15 protein-coding genes and 3 pseudogenes are annotated in these 17103 nt (G+C 57.0%); 11 read left to right on the top strand and 7 right to left on the bottom strand.

The features are described 5' to 3' along the window. Positions 1-45: 45 nt before the first annotated feature. From IM760_RS17375 to IM760_RS17365, 3 genes are all read right to left on the bottom strand, one after another. Complete coding sequence (locus IM760_RS17375) at positions 46-795, bottom strand: copper resistance protein B (protein ID WP_022996758.1); 750 nt, start codon at positions 793-795, stop codon at positions 46-48. After that, a complete protein-coding gene (locus IM760_RS17370) occupies positions 792-2549 on the bottom strand; it encodes a copper resistance system multicopper oxidase (protein ID WP_022996759.1) in 1758 nt (585 codons plus the stop codon). Before IM760_RS17370 ends, IM760_RS17375 begins: the two co-directional genes overlap by 4 nt. Positions 2550-2633: 84 nt before the next feature. Beyond that, positions 2634-3167, bottom strand: a complete 534-nt coding sequence (locus IM760_RS17365) for a cupredoxin domain-containing protein (protein ID WP_026949848.1) — start codon at positions 3165-3167, stop codon at positions 2634-2636. Between the two features lie 203 nt (positions 3168-3370). Here IM760_RS17365 and IM760_RS17360 point away from each other — a divergent pair, with 203 nt between their 5' ends. The 6 genes and pseudogenes from IM760_RS17360 (at position 3371) to istB (ending at position 9682) form a co-directional block, all read left to right on the top strand. After that, positions 3371-4039: a response regulator transcription factor gene (locus IM760_RS17360; protein WP_204431499.1), complete on the top strand. Its 669-nt coding sequence runs from the start codon at positions 3371-3373 to the stop codon at positions 4037-4039. Between the two features lie 19 nt (positions 4040-4058). Next, complete coding sequence (locus IM760_RS17355) at positions 4059-5363, top strand: ATP-binding protein (protein ID WP_204431498.1); 1305 nt, start codon at positions 4059-4061, stop codon at positions 5361-5363. Positions 5364-6175: 812 nt separating this feature from the next. Next, positions 6176-7201, top strand: a pseudogene (istA, locus tag IM760_RS17350) (IS21 family transposase); the annotation flags it as partial. A gap of 7 nt (positions 7202-7208) precedes the next feature. Further along, a pseudogene (locus IM760_RS19140) lies at positions 7209-8776 on the top strand (IS3 family transposase). 10 nt (positions 8777-8786) lie between these two features. Then, the gene (locus IM760_RS17335) at positions 8787-8924 is read left to right on the top strand and encodes a hypothetical protein (protein WP_204431506.1); all 138 of its coding nucleotides are present in this window, start codon (positions 8787-8789) and stop codon (positions 8922-8924) included. 12 nt (positions 8925-8936) lie between these two features. Further along, a pseudogene (gene istB / locus IM760_RS17330) lies at positions 8937-9682 on the top strand (IS21-like element helper ATPase IstB). A gap of 66 nt (positions 9683-9748) precedes the next feature. Here the strand turns inward: istB and IM760_RS17325 are convergent. Next, the gene (locus tag IM760_RS17325; RefSeq protein WP_138771819.1) at positions 9749-10114 is read right to left on the bottom strand and encodes a hypothetical protein; all 366 of its coding nucleotides are present in this window, start codon (positions 10112-10114) and stop codon (positions 9749-9751) included. A gap of 806 nt (positions 10115-10920) precedes the next feature. Here IM760_RS17325 and IM760_RS17320 point away from each other — a divergent pair. From IM760_RS17320 to IM760_RS17310, 3 genes are all read left to right on the top strand, one after another. Beyond that, a complete protein-coding gene (locus IM760_RS17320; RefSeq protein ID WP_138771821.1) occupies positions 10921-11421 on the top strand; it encodes a JAB domain-containing protein in 501 nt (166 codons plus the stop codon). A gap of 217 nt (positions 11422-11638) precedes the next feature. Continuing rightward, entirely contained in the window at positions 11639-11866 is a 228-nt protein-coding gene (locus IM760_RS17315; protein WP_138771822.1) for a DUF932 domain-containing protein, read from the top strand. Between the two features lie 146 nt (positions 11867-12012). Continuing rightward, a complete protein-coding gene (locus IM760_RS17310; RefSeq protein ID WP_138771823.1) occupies positions 12013-12432 on the top strand; it encodes a hypothetical protein in 420 nt (139 codons plus the stop codon). 31 nt (positions 12433-12463) lie between these two features. On the opposite strand, the gene IM760_RS17305 is transcribed toward IM760_RS17310, so the two are convergent. Beyond that, positions 12464-12793: a helix-turn-helix domain-containing protein gene (locus tag IM760_RS17305; RefSeq protein ID WP_138771824.1), complete on the bottom strand. Its 330-nt coding sequence runs from the start codon at positions 12791-12793 to the stop codon at positions 12464-12466. A gap of 312 nt (positions 12794-13105) precedes the next feature. Between IM760_RS17305 and IM760_RS17300 the strand changes: the two genes are divergently transcribed. Continuing rightward, positions 13106-15328, top strand: a complete 2223-nt coding sequence (locus IM760_RS17300) for a PKD domain-containing protein (protein WP_138771825.1) — start codon at positions 13106-13108, stop codon at positions 15326-15328. Positions 15329-15423: 95 nt separating this feature from the next. Further along, the gene (locus IM760_RS17295; RefSeq protein ID WP_138771826.1) at positions 15424-15780 is read left to right on the top strand and encodes a hypothetical protein; all 357 of its coding nucleotides are present in this window, start codon (positions 15424-15426) and stop codon (positions 15778-15780) included. 41 nt (positions 15781-15821) lie between these two features. On the opposite strand, the gene IM760_RS17290 is transcribed toward IM760_RS17295, so the two are convergent. Together IM760_RS17290 and IM760_RS19135 are read right to left on the bottom strand one after the other, a co-directional pair. Beyond that, positions 15822-16034: an AlpA family phage regulatory protein gene (locus IM760_RS17290; protein ID WP_138771827.1), complete on the bottom strand. Its 213-nt coding sequence runs from the start codon at positions 16032-16034 to the stop codon at positions 15822-15824. Between the two features lie 105 nt (positions 16035-16139). After that, positions 16140-16709: an inovirus Gp2 family protein gene (locus IM760_RS19135; protein ID WP_377899806.1), complete on the bottom strand. Its 570-nt coding sequence runs from the start codon at positions 16707-16709 to the stop codon at positions 16140-16142. Between the last annotated feature and the right edge of the window lie 394 nt (positions 16710-17103).

Here is a 17103-nt window from a genome sequence, read left to right as displayed (position 1 = left end):
GAGAAAAACGGGCCAAAGAAATATCTTTAGCCCCTAAGTACCTGATCAGAGTGCGATGCGCGCTCCAATCACAGCAAACCAATCTGCTGTACTGCCGCCGTCCGCTTCGGCAAAGTCGGCACTATCGCCGTATTTGCGCTCATGCACCACGCCCACATAAGGCGAGAACGCACGGTCTATCAGGTCGTAGCGGAGCCGGAGGCCGGTTTCGGTGGAAACCAATCCTTTGCCGATGCCAATTTCCCTGTCTTCACTGAACGCTACCGTCGCATCCAGCGTTGCGGAAAGGATCCAATAGTTAGTGAGCAGCAGCTCGTACTCTGCGTCAAGTTCGGCTGAGGTATCTCCATCCTTGCTGACATACAAGTTTGCATCGATCTCAAACCATTGGGGTGCCAGCCCGGCTACACCGAGAACAGCATACGTACGATCCGGTCCCTCGGGGGTGTCGAAGCGAACACCCGCTTTGGCGTCGAAGAACTTGGAAATGGGGATCTGGCCGACCAGCTGGTTTTCCAGTGATTCGTAGGCCCGCTCCTCCAGGCTGTACTCACCTTTTGAAATCCACCGGAGTTTCAGCTCGTCGGTGCCGTAGAAGGCATCCGCATCCCAGACGCCCAGCTCCTCGTCATCGTCGCTGTAGCGGTACTCAAATTCCTCGAATTGAACGCCCCAGGTTGTGAGCGGCTGTTTACGAGCCGTGGTGTCGGAAATCATTTCCTGAGCTGTCACCGCCGTTGAGACACCAATAGAGGCAAGAAAACTGACGGCGACAAGTGATCGAATACAACTCATGCCTCACCTCCATCTTCAGCAATCACGTCTGTTTTGGCCTGCGTTGAATCTGGCCCACCTTCAACAATGACCTTGCGGAACATACCAGCGGCCGCGTGATAGGACAGGTGACAGTGGAACGCCCACTGGCCGGGCGCGTCGACCTCGGTTTCCATGTAAACCGTGGTGCCTGGCTGCACACTGACCGTGTGCTTGATCGGGTTCCATTGGTCTGCACCAACATCGAGAATGGACCACATGCCGTGCAGGTGCATAGGGTGAGTCATCATGGTCTCGTTCACGAATTTGAAGCGAACTCGCTCACCGTATTTGAGACGAATTGGGTCTGCGTCTTCGTACTTGACGCCATTAATGCTCCAGATATAACGCTCCATATTGCCGGTCAAACGAAGCTCAATTTCCCGGGTCGGTTCGCGGTCTTCATACAGTGGATCTTGGGCCTTCAGGTCAGCATAGGACAGGAACTTGCCGCCATTGGCTGCCGTGGGTACAAGGCCACTTCCCTTGGCGTAAAAGGGGTCGCTTTGGCCGCCTTTTCCCATCGCCATGGAACCATGATCCATGCCTTCCATGTTGGAATGATCCATGCTGTCCATGTTGGAGTGGTCCATTCCCTCCATTGAGGAGTGATCCATCCCGGACATATCTTCTGAGCTGTCCATATCCATGTTCCCATGATCCATGCCCGCCATGCTGCCATGGTCCATACCAGGCATACCGCCCATATCAGCCATTGTCAGGCGGGCAGGTTCACGCAGTTGCGGCACGGCCGCTTCCATACCCTTTTCAGGGGCCAGTGTTGCCCTGGCATAGCCGGAACGCCCCATGGATTCAGCGAAAATGGTGTAGGCCTGCTCATCTTTCGGGTGGACGATCACATCATAGGTTTCCGCCACACCGATCCGGAACTCGTCCACGTTAACGGGCTGAACGTTGTTGCCATCGGCCTGTACAACCGTCATGTCCAGACCGGGAATCCGTATGTCGAAGTAGGTCGTGGCCGAGGAGTTGATGAACCGCAGCCGGATGCGTTCTCCGGGCTCAAAAAGGCCAGTCCAGTTCTGCTCGGGACCTTTGCCGTTGATCAGGCCCGTAAAGCCCTGCAAGTCCTCAACGTCCGCTTTCATCATCCGCATGTCACCCCAGGCCATGCGGTCCCGAATGGTGTTCATCAGACCGTTTTTGGACGCGTCCGAAAAAAACTCCCCCACGGTTTGCTGCTCACGGTTGTAGTAATCCGGCATCATTTTCAGGTTGCGCATGATGCGGTCACCGGAATGGGGGTGCTTGTCAGTCAGCTGCACCACGTATTCACGATCGTAGCGGAATGGCTCACGGCCCTCGGGCTCAATGACAATGGCACCATAGGCCCCGTCTGGCTCCTGAAAACCAGAGTGGCTATGAAACCAGTAGGTGCCTGCTTGCTGGATAGGGAATTCATAGGTGAACGTTTCACCCGGCTTGATGCCAGGGAAACTGATACCTGGCACACCGTCCTGATTGAAAGGCAGGATCAGACCGTGCCAGTGAATGGACGTCATCTCATCCAGGTTGTTGGTCACGTTGATCCGGACGTTCTCGCCTTCCTTGAAACGCATTACCGGTCCCGGAGATGCGCCGTTGTATCCAATGCCTTCCTTCACAAAATCGCCGGTATCAATTTTTACCCGGTCGACCGTAAGGTCGTATTCGCCGGCCAGAACCATGGCTGGCATCAGCAGGCTCAAAAGCCCTGTCAAAAAGCGTGGTTTCATCTGTGTTGCTCCGAACTACACGTCATTGAAGCCGGGCCGAGAAACGTGTCTCAGCCCCGCGCTCGCGGACCTCAGTTAAGCGAGTTACTCGAAATTGACCTTACCGTACATCCCGGCCTGATAGTGGCCCGGCACGTTGCAGGCAAATTCGATATTGCCTTTATCAGAGAACTTCCATACCACTTCTTTACTTTGGCCCGGTTCCAGCAACACGCTGTTCGGGTCGTCATGCTTCATGGAATGGCCATTCCCCATATCCATATTCATCATGTCGTGGTTCAGCTTGCCGCCCTGGATGACGCCATGCTCAACCATCATCATCATTTCCTCCTGATGGCCCTCGTGCATCTCTGGGGTGCCGATGTTGAATTCGTGAACGAGGTTCCCTTTGTTCTCCACCATGAACCGCACCGTTTCCCCGGGGCTTACGGTGATTGATTCCGGTTCATAGTAGTTGTCGTACATTTCGACTGTTATGGTTCGGCTGACCTCTGAGGCTTTACCAGGTTCACCACTCGCAGCGCCGTGACCGTGGCCTCCGCCATGGGTTCCAGCGGCAAAGGCGGTCGCCGACAATGAGATTGTTGCGGCAGCAACAAGGAATTTTGATACGATCATATAACTTCTCCCTTGAACGGATCTGGCCCAGAAGGCCGGTTTGTTTTACTCAAAACTTGAGCAATATCCAGAAACGGTTGCTATCATCGCTCAGCAACCTGAATCCATGCTGAAAATCGGAATTATTTTTCGTTCAGGCACAATTCAGCTTGGGCAGCAACACTGACGGGCTTTGATACTCAAATTGGGAAGGCAGATCAGGAATGCGATTACTTCTGGTGGAAGATGATCCCCTGCTGGCGAACGGGCTAAGCGCCCAGCTGGAAAAGGCCAGCTTCAGCGTGGATACCGCCCGTACAGCACGGGACGCCCGGCAACTCGGGCAGCAGGAAAGCTACCGGGCCGGTATTCTTGACCTGGGCCTGCCCGACGGTAACGGTCTGGACGTACTGAGGCAGTGGCGGGCGCATAAGGTCAGCTTCCCGGTGCTGATCCTGACCGCCAGAGGAGACTGGCAGGACAAGGTCAATGGACTGAAGGCCGGCGCCGATGATTACCTCGCGAAACCTTTCCAGACGGAAGAACTGATTGCCCGGCTTCACGCCATCGTGCGGCGAAGCGAAGGCCGAATAATGGATACCCTGACAGCGGGCCGATTCGAGCTGGACGAAAATCGCCAGACGTTAAGAGCCGGTGACCAGACCGAACATAGCCTGACCGGTACGGAGTTCCGCTTGCTCCGTTGTCTGATGAGTCGACCCGGGCAGGTTTTCTCGAAAGAACAGCTTCTGGACCAGCTATACAGCCTCGACGACACACCCAGCGAAAACGTTATCGAGGCCTATGTGCGGCGGCTCAGGAAGCTGGTGGGTCCGGACACCATAAAGACCCGACGCGGTCAGGGGTACCTGTTCGATGCCGATAGCCGCTAGACCTCACTCAGTCAGGGCGATGCTCCTGATTCTGCTGCTTCCGGCCGGTATTGGCCTGATGGCGCTAGCCTGGATCATCCATGGGGCCTTGCTGGAGAGGATGTCCACGGACTTTGTAGAAAGCCGCCTGAAAGACGAGGTGGCTTTTCTGGAACACCAGATCCGCCAGTCCGGCGGCCGAACTGACACACTCCAGACCGGCGACTACTTTCAGGAAGTGTTCCACCACGCCTTCGCCATTGCCTCTCCGTCCGGGCAGTCCATTTCACCGAAAACCTGGACACCGCTGCTGAGGCCGTTGCTCTCGTCCGAACAGGAAGGAGCCGTGAGAGTCCGGGATGCTGAGGTGCCCGCTGCGCCTTCCGAAATGCTGGGGTATCGCCGTGCCTTCACGGTCGACGGAAATTCCTTCGTGGTCATTGTTGCTGAGGATATGGAGGCACTGCAGCAAAGTCAGGCCGAACTCCACACCTGGACCGCCGTCGTTTCGGTTTTACTGGTCATTCTGATGATCGGGAGCATATGGGTGGGCATCAGTCTGGCCCTGCGGCCAGTAGTGGGCCTTCAGGCGAGCCTGAAAAGACTTCAGTCAGGCGATATTTCCCGTATTAACGCAAATGGCCCGGAAGAATTCCGGCCCCTCGTCCGGCAACTCAATCAGCTGCTGGATTCACTGGATGACCGGTTGGAACGCTCCCGTGACGCCCTTGCCAACCTTTCCCACAGTGTGAAAACGCCCATAGCGGCTGTCAGACAGATCCTGGAAGACACGAGCCGCCCGCTCGATAAGAACCTGAGACGGGAAATGGCGTCGCGCCTCGACGACATAGATGCTCAGCTTGAGTCAGAAATGCGGCGAAGCCGGTTTGCAGGCCCACAGGTCGGCCAAAGTGCCTGCCCGGTCAAACAGGCCCGGGACCTGCTGTGGATGGTCGGCCGCCTCTACCCCGATAAATCTTTTGAACTATCAACATATCTGCCTGAACACCGTCGCTGGCCTGTCGAGGAGCATGATCTGAACGAAATCCTTGGCAACTTGCTGGATAACGCGGGCAAATGGTCGTTCCGCTGGGTGGAGCTCACCCTGGGTGAAGATCAAGGCCAGTTAAAAATTATCATCAGCGACGATGGGGCCGGCGTCTTAGAGACAGCCCGCTCAAAATTGGGCACGCGGGGATTAAGACTGGACGAGCAAAAACCCGGTCATGGCCTGGGACTGGCTATTGTCCACGCGATAGTTGAGCGTTATCAGGGGCTGGTTCATTACACGTCGAGTAAAGCGGGAGGTTTTGCTGCAGTTGTTGAGATTCCTGGTTCAGATTGATTCGGCGTCACGGTCTTCCCAGGATCAAGTGATACTTCCCTCCAAAATAACCCTAACGCTGTAGTGACATTGTGAATCTGACCACCTGATCACTGAAGTCTTCTTTTGGGTCTGTCAGTAAAATGACTGCGGGCCAGGAGACCTGGCCCGAACAAAGCTCACTGCCCTGCTAGAATGCCGCCTAATTCCAGTAGTACGTGTGGCCCGCCTTAGCGCCATCGACAAAAACATCAACGTACCGGTAGGTCATTACGCAGCCCTCCGGGTTGCTGCCCCTCCAGACATTGGACCCCACTGACACATTCTCCCTTTTACGGGGAGCGGTTTGGCAGACCCTCGTTTTGTTCCAGCCTGCCAGCCCATCCCCGTAATCGCTGTTTTCAACCCGCTCGTACACTTACCGCTCCTCGACATAGACCCCAAAACCATAGGTGCTGGACATGTTGCTTCCCCCACTGCTGCCGTCAGCACTAACAGCACGCGAAGAAAACGGCGGCAAAGGCGGTTTGATGTCTTCCAGGCGGTCCTTCATCGCGGATTTCGCCGCACCGCACCCGAATGGGAACCTCCGGGCAGACACAGCCAAATGGCACATTCATCCTAGGATACTGAACTGGATACCGCAGGCTGCGTATTCCAAACCAAGGTTGCCACTGATTCCAGACGAAGCCTGCCACCCATTCCACGCGAAAGCTGCCACTGATTCCACGGCAAAGCTACCACCCCGGCAGGCTGCCTGAACCGTTATCAAAATCGTCCGGCTCGGGATAACTTAACGGTACTCTGACCCTTTTCATCCGGAGATGGGCCAGATGCCAGCGAAGAGGTTATCCGTGCGTAAGATCAAAGAAGTTCTTCGCCTCAAGTGGGAGCGAGAGCTGAGTAACCGCGAGATGGCAGCGGCCTGTGGCGTCAGCCGCCCCACCGTAAGCGAATACCTGCGCCGTACGGTTGAGGCGGGTCTGAGCTGGCCGTTGCCAGCGGATCTGGAGGAGGTCCATCTGGAGCAACTGCTGTTCTCGCAACCACCGGATCTTCCGACACAGGCCCGATGCATCCCGACTGGCAACACATCCGCGACGAACTCACGTGCAAGAATGTCACCCTGTTCCTGCTCTGGCAGGAGTACCGGCAAGCCACCCCCTACGGTTATCAGTACAGCTGGTTCTGCGAGCACTACCGCGTCTGGCGGGGCAAGCTGGACCTGATGATGCGCCAGGACCATTGGGCCGGAGAGAAGCTGTTCGTGGACTATGCCGGCCAGACCGTGCCCGTCATTGACCGCACCACCAGAGATATCCACGAGGCACAGGTCTTCGTGGCGGTGATGGGCGCGTCCAATTACACTTACGCCGAAGCCTCCTGGAGCCAGGCATTGCCGGACTGGATCGGCTCTCACACCCGGGCCTTCCAGTACCTGGATGGAGTTCCGGGATTAGTGACTCCCGACAATTTGAAATCGGGCGTTTACCAAGGCTCACCGGTAAGAGCCGGACCTCAATCCAACTTACCAGGATATGGCTGCCCATTATGGGGCCGCCATCGTTCCTACCCACGCCCGCGAGCCCAGGGTCAAGGCCAAGGTGGAAGGGGGTGTGTTGATCGTCGAGCGCTGGATCCTGGCGGCGTTGCGCCATCGCCAGCACTTCTCGCTCATCGACGGTCACTACTACTCAGTGCCCTACACCGTGATCAAAAAAAAGGTGGAGGTTCACATCATCCATAATAACATCGAATACTTTTACCGGGGCAACCGTGTCGCCAGTTACCGCACCCTATCAGCCTATTTGTCCAGTAGGCGAATTAACCTGAATTCAATAGTCCCGGGGCGGCATAGGAGTATTCATGCCACGTTATTCCGAAGATCGTAAAGCCGACGTGCTGAAGAAACTGCTGCCTCCGCAGAACCGCAGTGACTTGTCGGTGTCGGCATCGGAAGGCATATCCGATGTGACTCTGTATAGTTGGTTAAAACAGTGTCGACAACAACGAATGCCCGTGCCAGGTAATCGTAATACCGGGGAAGACTGGTCCCCCGAAGCCAAGCTGCCTGTTGCGATTGAAACAGCCTTGATGTCTGAAGCTGAACTCAGCGCCTATTGCCGCGAGAAAGGCCTGTATGCGGAGCAAATGCAGCGCAGGAAATAAGCCTGCCTGCAGGGCTCTGGCATGCAGGAAGACCGGAATAAAGCGGCTCAGAAGCAGAAACGAGTGTCCCGAAAAACCATCAAAAAGCTGAAGGCGGAAGTTCGCCGCAAAGACAAGGCCCTCGCTGAGACTACCTCGCTGCTGGTGCTATCAAAAAGCTCGAAGCCTTGTACGGCGAAGATCCGGACAGCAGCGAGGATGACTGACGCCGCTGGACGGACTTGCAAGGCTTCTGGAGCTTTTTGATGAAGCTGTTGCCGGTGGCGCAGCCCGATGCAGGCCCGCAGAGCTGATGGATATCAGCGAGCGCACATTGAAGCGCTGGCGCACTGTCGACGGTCGGGTGGCTGAAGACCACCGTGCCGATGCAGAACGGGCTAAACAGCCCCATAAACTCACCCAGGCCGAGGAGTTGGCCATTCTGGGTGCATGTAATCAACCTCAGTACCGGAATTCACCACCGTCGCAGATCGTGCCGTCACTGGCTAATAAAAGCGTCTATCTGGTCTCTGAATCGTCGTTTTAACGGGTGCTGAAGAAACACCGGCAACAGAATTATCGGGGACGGATGAAGCAGCCCCGGAAGGTGCCTGAGCCGACTAGCTTTACCGTGACAAGCCCGAACCAGGTATGGAGTTGGGACATCAGTTATTGTCCGTCAGCGGTACGAGGCCAGCATTGGTATCTGTACCTGATCATGGACATCTACAGTCGCAGGATCATTGCCTGGTATATCCATGGCAGAGTTCCGGCGGGTTGGCCAAGAAGCTCATTAAACGCGCTCTATTGCCAGAGGGCTGTTGGCACAATCCGCCGGTGTTGCACTCTGACAATGGAGCACCGATGACGTCTTACACTCTCAAAGCCAGACTGGCTGACCTGGGCATATTTGATGTCCCACAGCCGGCCGAGGGTCAGTAACGATAATCTTATTCGGAGTCGTTGTTCCGGACGGTCAAATACTCCCCGGAATGGCCGTCAAAGGGCTATGCATCGCTCACGGCCGTGCGCGAATGGATGCTGGCGTTCGAGGAGGCCTACAACGAGAAGAATCTGCACAGTGGGTCCGGTTCGTGACACCGGCAGATCGCCATCTAGGTATTGATCATGAGCGCCTGGCACATCGGAAAATGGTTTATGGAAGAGCAAAGCGCCGGAATCCACGGCGCCGGTCTGGCCCCACCCGAAACGGGGAAGTAGCCGGACCGTTCTCGCTCAATTCTGGCAAATTGAAGGAAATTGAGCGTAATAAGTTGGCCCCTTAAACGCGCCCTGATGCTGGGTAGTTGCCGGTACAAGAGCATCGAATCCATCCTCAAACACCGTCTGGATCAGCAGCCCCTGGAAGAGCAACAGGAACTGGCCTTGCCCGACACCCACGACAACATCCGTGGCCCGGCCTACTACTACTGAAGGATCTCTGACATATTGAAACACCCCACATTGGATAAGCTCCACGCTCTCAAACTGACCGGCACGGCTGCCGCCCTGGCGGATCAGTCGGCCACCCCCGACATCACCGACCTGAGCTTCGAGGAGCGCCTCGGGCTACTCGTGGATCGGGAAATGACCGAGCGGGACAACCGGCGCATGAGTAGCCAGCTGCGCCGGGCCAAGCTGCTGCACACGGCCATCCTCCAAGACATCGATTACCGGAACTCACGGGGCCTAGATAAAGGGCTGGTGCAATCACTGGCCGGCTACCAATGGGTGAAAGAGCACCTGAACGTGCTCATTACCGGGCCCACCGGCGTTGGCAAAACCTGGCTGGCCTACGCCCTGGCGCATAAGGCCTGCCGGGAATGCTACACCGCACAGTACGTGAGCCTGACCCGACTGATGCGGGAGCTGACCATTGCCAAGGGCTACGGCCAGTACGCCAAACTCCTGACCAGCCTCGCCAAGGTCGACGTGCTGACCCTGGATGACTGGAGGCTGATGAAACTGAGTGCGGAGAACCGGCAAGACTTGCTGGACGTGCTGGAAGACCGACATGGCCGAGCTCCACCATCGCCACTAGCCAATTACCCATCGAGGAATGGCATGACGTAATCGGTGACGCCAATCTGGACCAGCTCGTTCATAACGCCTACAAGATCAATGTCCGGGGTGAATCCATGCAAAAGCGAAAGGGAAAGGGAAAGTTGACGGACACTACGAGTTCGGAGTAAGAAGAGAAACCCCGCGTCCCTACGCTCCGATGGGTGGCAGCCTTGCTCAGGTCCGGGTGGCAGGTTTCACATGGAATGGGTGGCAACCTTCAGCGGTTTACGCAGCGTGTCGACCTTTGAGCGATATGTCCCTTCTTCCACCAACAAGCGGCTATAGCTGTGATGAAGCTCCGCCAGCACATTAATAATCACTTTCCGGGTATTCGGATCACTCAAATTTCTCTCTAGCCGTGTCTTAAAGGTTTCAACAGCGATATCAAAATTCTTTAGCAGTAGCCCTTCCTCATCTCGCAGCCTCTTGAGCAACCTCTGGAATTGTTTCTTTTCCAGCTCATCAACTCGGGGGTCACGTTTAGCCGGGAGAATACCAAAGGCCTTAAAGAGGTAACTTACAACCTCTCCTTGAGTTGGAAAGCCGATTTTATCGTCCATAGAGCGGCACCTTAGACCGCCCCGCCTAAGCGGGGCGGCACCTGTTATTTCTTCCGGTTAGGATTTAGCTGAGCACCACGATTGCCATGTACATGGCTATTCACGGGGTTCGTTCCATTGCTGCCGCGATTCGTATTGGCTTGATCGGAACGATGATTTGCTCTTTGCCTCTTTGAATTGGTCATTTCGTGACTCCTATTGGTGATTCTGATGTTGCGGATTCACCGTACTAGCTCATGAGCACATCTGGCTGCTGGAAACTTGGCGACGTACTTTCGCGCCTCAACCTACCTCCATACTTCCGATCATGAGGATTCTATCGATTTTCAGATATATACCACTGACCGGATAGCACCAGGAATGTGGGCTGATCCAGCCGCAATAAACCGTACAGAAAAGGAGACACCGTGAACCCTGACTGCCCTCGTTGTCGCTCTACCCGTGTCGTTACCCTCCATGTTGGCCGCAAAACCTGCGGCGCCCTCGGCACGGCGGCAGGTGCCGCCACTGGATTTTCAACTGCCGTGTCCGGTGCCCGTGTTGGAGCCGCTGCCGGGCTCATCGCCGGCCCCGCCGGCCCTACCCTGGGAGGTATTGCCGGCGCTATAGTCGGCGGTCTCGTTGGCGGCTTTGCGGGCGGCTCCGCCGGCGCGGCCGTTGGCGAGATGCTCGATGAGACCGTTCTAGATAGCTTCGAATGTCTGGAGTGCGACTACCGATTCAGCGCGGAACTGGAATAAGCCTGCCCTACCCCTCTAACCCGCACAAAGCCCGCCCATGCGGGCTTTTTTCTTCTGGAGATCGCTATGTGCGACTACGATACAACATTCGTAAAGAGCGAGAAGGGCCTCTATCACGCCTCCGGCCCAATAACCTCGGATGACATCATCCGCACAGCCGCCGCCATCCTTCAGGAGAACCTGACGCGCGGCGACACCCTGTCCCACCCGGAGGAGGCCGCGCGTTTCCTGCAGATGACTTTGGCCAACGAGAAGAACGAGCACTTTGCGGTGCTGTTCATGAACAACAAAAATCAGGTGCTGAGCTTCGAGCGACTGTTCTCTGGCACCGTCGACGGCGCCACCGTCCACCCCCGGATCGTGGTGCAGAAGGCCCTGGAGTGGAACGCAGCCTCGGTAATCCTGGCCCACAATCATCCCTCAGGGCACAGCGAGCCGTCCCAAGCGGACCGCGACGTTACCCAGCTACTGGTGAAAGCTCTTGGCCTCATTGACGTCCGCGTCCTTGATCACTTGGTGGTATCCCAATCTGGCTGGGAAAGCCTCTCCCGGCGTGGCTGGGTCTGATCCGCCTCCTTTTCGTTCCCACCCCGTACTACCCGATCACGGCCCCGCCTGATGGCGAGGGGCGCTTTTATGCCGTTCACGAGGAGCAAACATGACTCACCTCGTAGACGAGATGGCCTATACCGACCGGACCCCGTGGCATGGCCTGGGCAACGCGCTGTCGCCCGGCCAGTCCATCGAGACCTGGGCTCGCCAGGCGGGTATGGAGTAGCCGGAGATCGAGAAGTTTCTGATCGGGCTCTTCCAAGAGCGCCCGCTGTCGAAGCGCACTACGGCCAATGAACGGGCCATGGCGAAAGTCCACGCTCTGTTCCACGGCGCGGGCCGGGGTGCGGATCTGCCTTCCGCCAAGGGTACTGTCTATGGCCTGCTCAATGCCGTTACCGAGTTCGTTGACCACGAACGGCGGGCACGGAGCTTCTATCACAGGCTGGACTCCGCGTAGTTCGACCAGGGCGCGAGTTTGAAGCAGAGGGCGCTGGATCAAGCGGTGTTGTTGGCTGATTGATGCCTTTAACACACCGCAAGCATTACGGGCCGGTATCCCCGCCCCACCGGCTCAACATCTATCTTTTTCACCGGAGAAACGCCATGCCTCCCAACGACCCCTCTCCCTATCGCCGGTTCGCCCTGGCGTCGGACCTGCAAAGCGAGACGCTGCCTCAGGCCGTGGCGCCGGTCTGGGGGGCCTTTCTGTTCGAAGGCCTGATGACGTCCAAAAGAGACCCTCACCGAAGTGAGCGCCTACTAAATTTCTGGCACGCGGGCCGCATGAAGCTGGTGACGGAGAGCTGTCGCTATCTGGACCGGATTTGGGCGTACAGTCGGCGCCACTGGCGGCACCTGAGCCCCAAACACGGGACGTTCGAGTTTGAGGTCATCTCTGCCTTCGGGGATTTGCTGGGCTTCCACCTGATCCTGAATCACGGCGAGCTGCCGTCCGACGAGGAGGCCGACCTGGTCATCCAGGGCTTGGTCGATGCGTTCTTTACCCGTGAAGACGCTCTCTGAGCACGGAGGCCCCGCCACCAACCTGAGCAAACTACTCCTCGATCAGCCCCAGCAGTGCCTTGCGGCGCTTGATCGTTAGACGACGGTACGCCTTGATCAGCGCTACCTCGCCGTCATCACTGGTGGTGATGGTTTGCGCCTCTCGCAAATCGGCGTCGTGCCCATAGACCAATTCATCCAGAGACACATCCAAAACCCGCTTCAGCTCAAGCAGATAGCTGAATCTCGGGGGATCGTTCCCCAGTTCCCACGACGAGACGGTCGTCTTGCTGACGCCCAGCTCCATACCCAACCGCTCCTGCGTCAGGTTTGACCGCTCGCGGGCGGCTCTCAACCGCTTTCCAAACTCTTTGGTCTGCATGGGAAGTCTCGATAGCAATCAGCCTCATAAGCTACGCAATTGGCCTTATGCTGTCGTACGGCCAGGCTTTACTTTTGGTAAGGCCATGCCATACTTTTTCGATATAAGTAAGGAAGCTTTGTCTATGAATAAGGACAACGGAGCCCGGCCCGGAGGCACCACCCCCGGTTTTCGGTCTCCCATCGCGAACGCTTGGCGGAGATCAAGCGACTTGACCAACCCCTCGAAGCAGCGGCGGGCGAGCCATCCCGTGGCCCGCTCCTCCGTCGTGCTTTTCAAAGCGAAAAACAAATGATCTAGGGAGTAACAATAATGATTCGATGGATCGGCTATGGCCTGATCATGGCCTGCTTGATATTAGCTGGGTGCGGCGGAGGGGGTTCCTCCGGCGGTGAGGAAGAGACGTCCGACCCCAGCCCTGGCGCCACCAACACCGCGCCGCTCGCGGACGCGGGCAAGGCCCAAAGCGTCAAAGTGGGCGATACCGTCACCCTCAATGCCTCTGAAAGCCACGACGAGGACGGCGACACCCTCACCTACGCTTGGTCGTTGAGCGCCCAACCTGACGGCAGCGGCGCGGTCCTCGCGGACAGCGACACCGTCAAACCCACCTTCGTGGCTGACAGCGAGGGCGAGTACACCGCCGAGCTGATCGTAAATGACGGCCAGGTCGACAGTGAGCCCGCAACGGTCACCATCACAGCCACAATCGCCAACAGCCCACCCGTCGCCGATGCCGGCGCGGATCAATCCGTGAAGACCGGCGAGCCGGTGAACCTCGACGGATCCGCCAGCACGGACGCCGACGGCGACCTGCTCACCTACCAGTGGGCGCTCACCGAGCAGCCAGGTGGCAGCGTGGCGTCCCTGTCGGACGCGAACACCGTCGATCCGTCATTCACGCCCGATGCGGACGGGGAGTACGTTCTCACGCTGACGGTTAGCGATGGCGAAGCAACAGGCGTGGCTGACGAGGTGACCATAACAGCGGCAACACCGAACAGCGCGCCGACGGCGGACGCCGGCGAAGACCAGAGCGTCCTTGTAAGCGACGTAGTGACGCTGAACGGGTCGGCAAGCGCCGATCCCGATGGCGACGCGCTGCTCTACTCCTGGCGCTTTGTGAGCCGCCCAGCGGGCAGCAGCGCGACCCTGCAGGATGCCGAAACGGTCAATCCCACGTTCACTGCCGACGTCGAAGGCGACTTCGTGATCGAGCTGCTCGTTGGCGACGGCGAAGTTGATAGCAATACCGACAACGTCACGGTGAGCGCCACGAAAGCCAATGTAAGGCCCGTGGCCGACGCAGGGGCGGATCAGTCTGTAGTGGAAGGCGATGTCGTCACTCTGGATGCGAGCGGCAGCTCAGACCCGGACGGCGGCACCCTCAGCTATCACTGGCGTTTCGTCTCCAAACCGTTCCAGGCCACGTCCGAGCTTTCGGATCGGACATCGGTAGCGCCCACCTTCACCGCTGATGCCGAAGGTACCTACACCCTGGCATTGACAGTTAACGACGGCGAAATCACTAGTGAAGAAAAGCTTGTGCGCGTTACCGCCTCTGAGGCGAACGCCAAGCCCGTAGCCAATGCAGGCGGCGACATTAACGCCATGACCGGCACGGTGGTGACTCTGGACGGCTCCGCCAGCACGGACGCCAATGGAGATCCACTAAGCTTCGAGTGGGAGTTCGTATCACAACCTGACGGCAGCGCGGCATCGCTGACCAACGCCGCCACCGACAGCCCCTCGTTTACACCCGATGTCGACGGCGCTTATATCGTTGAACTGGTGGTGAATGATGGCCAGGCCGACAGCGCCGGCGACCGCGTTCAGGTCAATGCCGAAACCGCCAATAGCGAGCCCGTGGCGGACGCCGGCCGGGATCAAACGGTGGAAGTGGGACGCGGGGTCACCCTTGACGGGTCCGCCAGCACCGATGCGGACGGCGATACGCTGACCTATACCTGGACATTCCAGTCACGACCGGATGGCAGCGTCGTCGCACTCACCAATCCAGGTACCGTAGCGCCGAGCTTTACGCCCGACGTAGCAGGCGACTACGTTATCAGCCTGACCGTGAATGACGGCAATAAGACCAGCCGCGCCTCAACGGTGCGCGTTACCGCCATCGAGCCCGAGCTGACCCTGGAGGAGTTTGACGAGGGCGACGTGTTCGACCCAGCGGAATGGCGGATGGTGGGCCTGCCCTATACGTCCTCAAGCACCCTGACCCGCACGTCCACAGGAGAAAGCACCATCACCCTGGCGGAATTCCGCCTCAAGGCCATCGGCCGGGATTACACCCTCCAGGGTGTCCAGGTCGAAGATCCGACGGGCTCTCCCCTACCCGCCGGCTTGAATCCCCGCTTTGTGGGACTGACAAGCGGAATCGTGATCAGCGAAGGGGACAGCGTCACGTTTGAGTTGGTGGTCGACAAGGTCGTGACCACCAATGCTCAGGTCCGTTTCAGCTTCGAAGTTGGCTCCACTGGAGACCAATTCCAATCCACCTACACGCTGACACTGCGCTAGCTCCTTCCTCTCTCTCACCTACCGGGTGAGAGAGAGGGACAGCAAGGCACTTTCTTATTTGTCCAGGAACCTAAGCCCCGGACCCCGGAGGGAAAATGGGTAAAGACATTGACATCAAGAAGCTATCCGTCGAAGAACTCGACGATCAAAAGCTTTCCGAGCTAATCGCGGAAAAGGCGTCTTTCCAGATCGTTGCGGTCAAAAATCTAAGCTATGTGGTGAATAAGGTGGAAGTCGCCATTGAGACGAGCGGTTTGAAATGCAGAGTTTACACCGAGTACAGAAGCGCCTCGTTGGCTGGCTTTGTTATACCAACGGGGTTCACCCAAGCCATTAGCATTTATTCAGCAGTTGGCATTGCCGCGCACAACATAGCGACTTTCAATCCTGATTATGAAATCGCCAAGAACAAGCCACAGGGGAGAGTGACCGTAATTTACAAGAAGATCTAACACCGATATCAAACGAAGCCCATCGATAGGGATGGGCTTTCCTATTTAAGAGCATCACTCAACTCAACCATGTTCTGATCACGCTCCTCGATGCGAGCCATGATCCAGCCTTCCACCTCGTAGGAAACCCAGCCCACGGACCGGTTGACCAGCGGGACTGACTTCGGGAAGGCATCCTCCGCCATCAGCTTATAGATCGATGACCGCCCCAGCCCCGTGGAGGCAATTACTTCTTCCAATCGCATGATTTTCATTGCTATGTCCTCATAACCCTTCACGGGATGAGGAACGCCCGTCAAAATTCACTCGCGAGGGCCGCAGGTAGCAGCTCCACAATCAGCGACACCTGCCTCGCAAACCTAGTGTGCAAGCTGACCTATCTCCTTCCGGCGTGAACAGCCGAAGGACCTAAAGCCTTGACCGTAAATTTTGGTAGCCGCCTTCGCCATGTAGCTAACGCGCTCGAATATAGCGGCAAACTCTGCAGATCTGTTCGGCCGGTTACTGTTCAAGTAGTAAATCCCGTTGTTTGCATAGTGGACACTTCCGACCACCATCTCCGGCGGGACGCCTAACGCATGGGCCCACGCCCGGACGATGCAATGCGCCATTCCACCTCTGGTCCCCAATCCCGTATTGCCCCCTATAAGGCTCGGAAAAGGGCCCCAGGAGTAGTACGCGTCTTTGTTGACCAGAATGGCCACGTGATAGTGGTTTCGCGCGGATAGGTGCCGTTCAGCGGCCCAGGCGTGGTAAATACGACAGGGGTATCTCCGCGTCTTCATGCTCGCCTCTTTATCCACCTCCCGCTGTAGCCGATGAAAGAATCGTGAGATGGCTGATTCAGGCTGAGACGTCAATTCTGGCGGGTAGTGCAGGTCAAACCGAAACGCGCATAGGCGCTTGTTGACTGACGAGGCCTCCTGCATGGTTTCTAACAATAGATCCAGATATTCACTGACAAAGGGCGCATGACCAGGACAAAGCGGCCACCCCCTCCAGAGGGGACCGTAGGTCAACGTTAAGTTACGGTTCTTCGGATGGGTTTCCACTGCGGTTCTCCTATGACTCTTCGCATAGGAGCGCTAGGAAAACTATTTATTTATTGGTTGGGATTGCCTGACAGAGGCTGATAGACAATAGGCGGGGATGTATATACTACTAAACCAACATGGCTCGCCATTCGCCTAGACGCTAGTCGCCCATAGCTAGCGGTCTGGGGAGCAACTACCCTGAATATATGGCTGTATACTTATATAATCTTGGGTATACGGATTTAATGGTTGATGGGGCACCTTCACCCCATCAATCTGATACCACCCT

The sequence above is a fragment of the Alloalcanivorax marinus genome (assembly GCF_016906305.1).
GTDB classification, from domain to species: Bacteria; Pseudomonadota; Gammaproteobacteria; order Pseudomonadales; family Alcanivoracaceae; genus Alloalcanivorax; species Alloalcanivorax marinus.
Note: the sequence above shows the minus strand (reverse complement) of the source record. Positions and strands in the feature narration are given on the sequence as shown.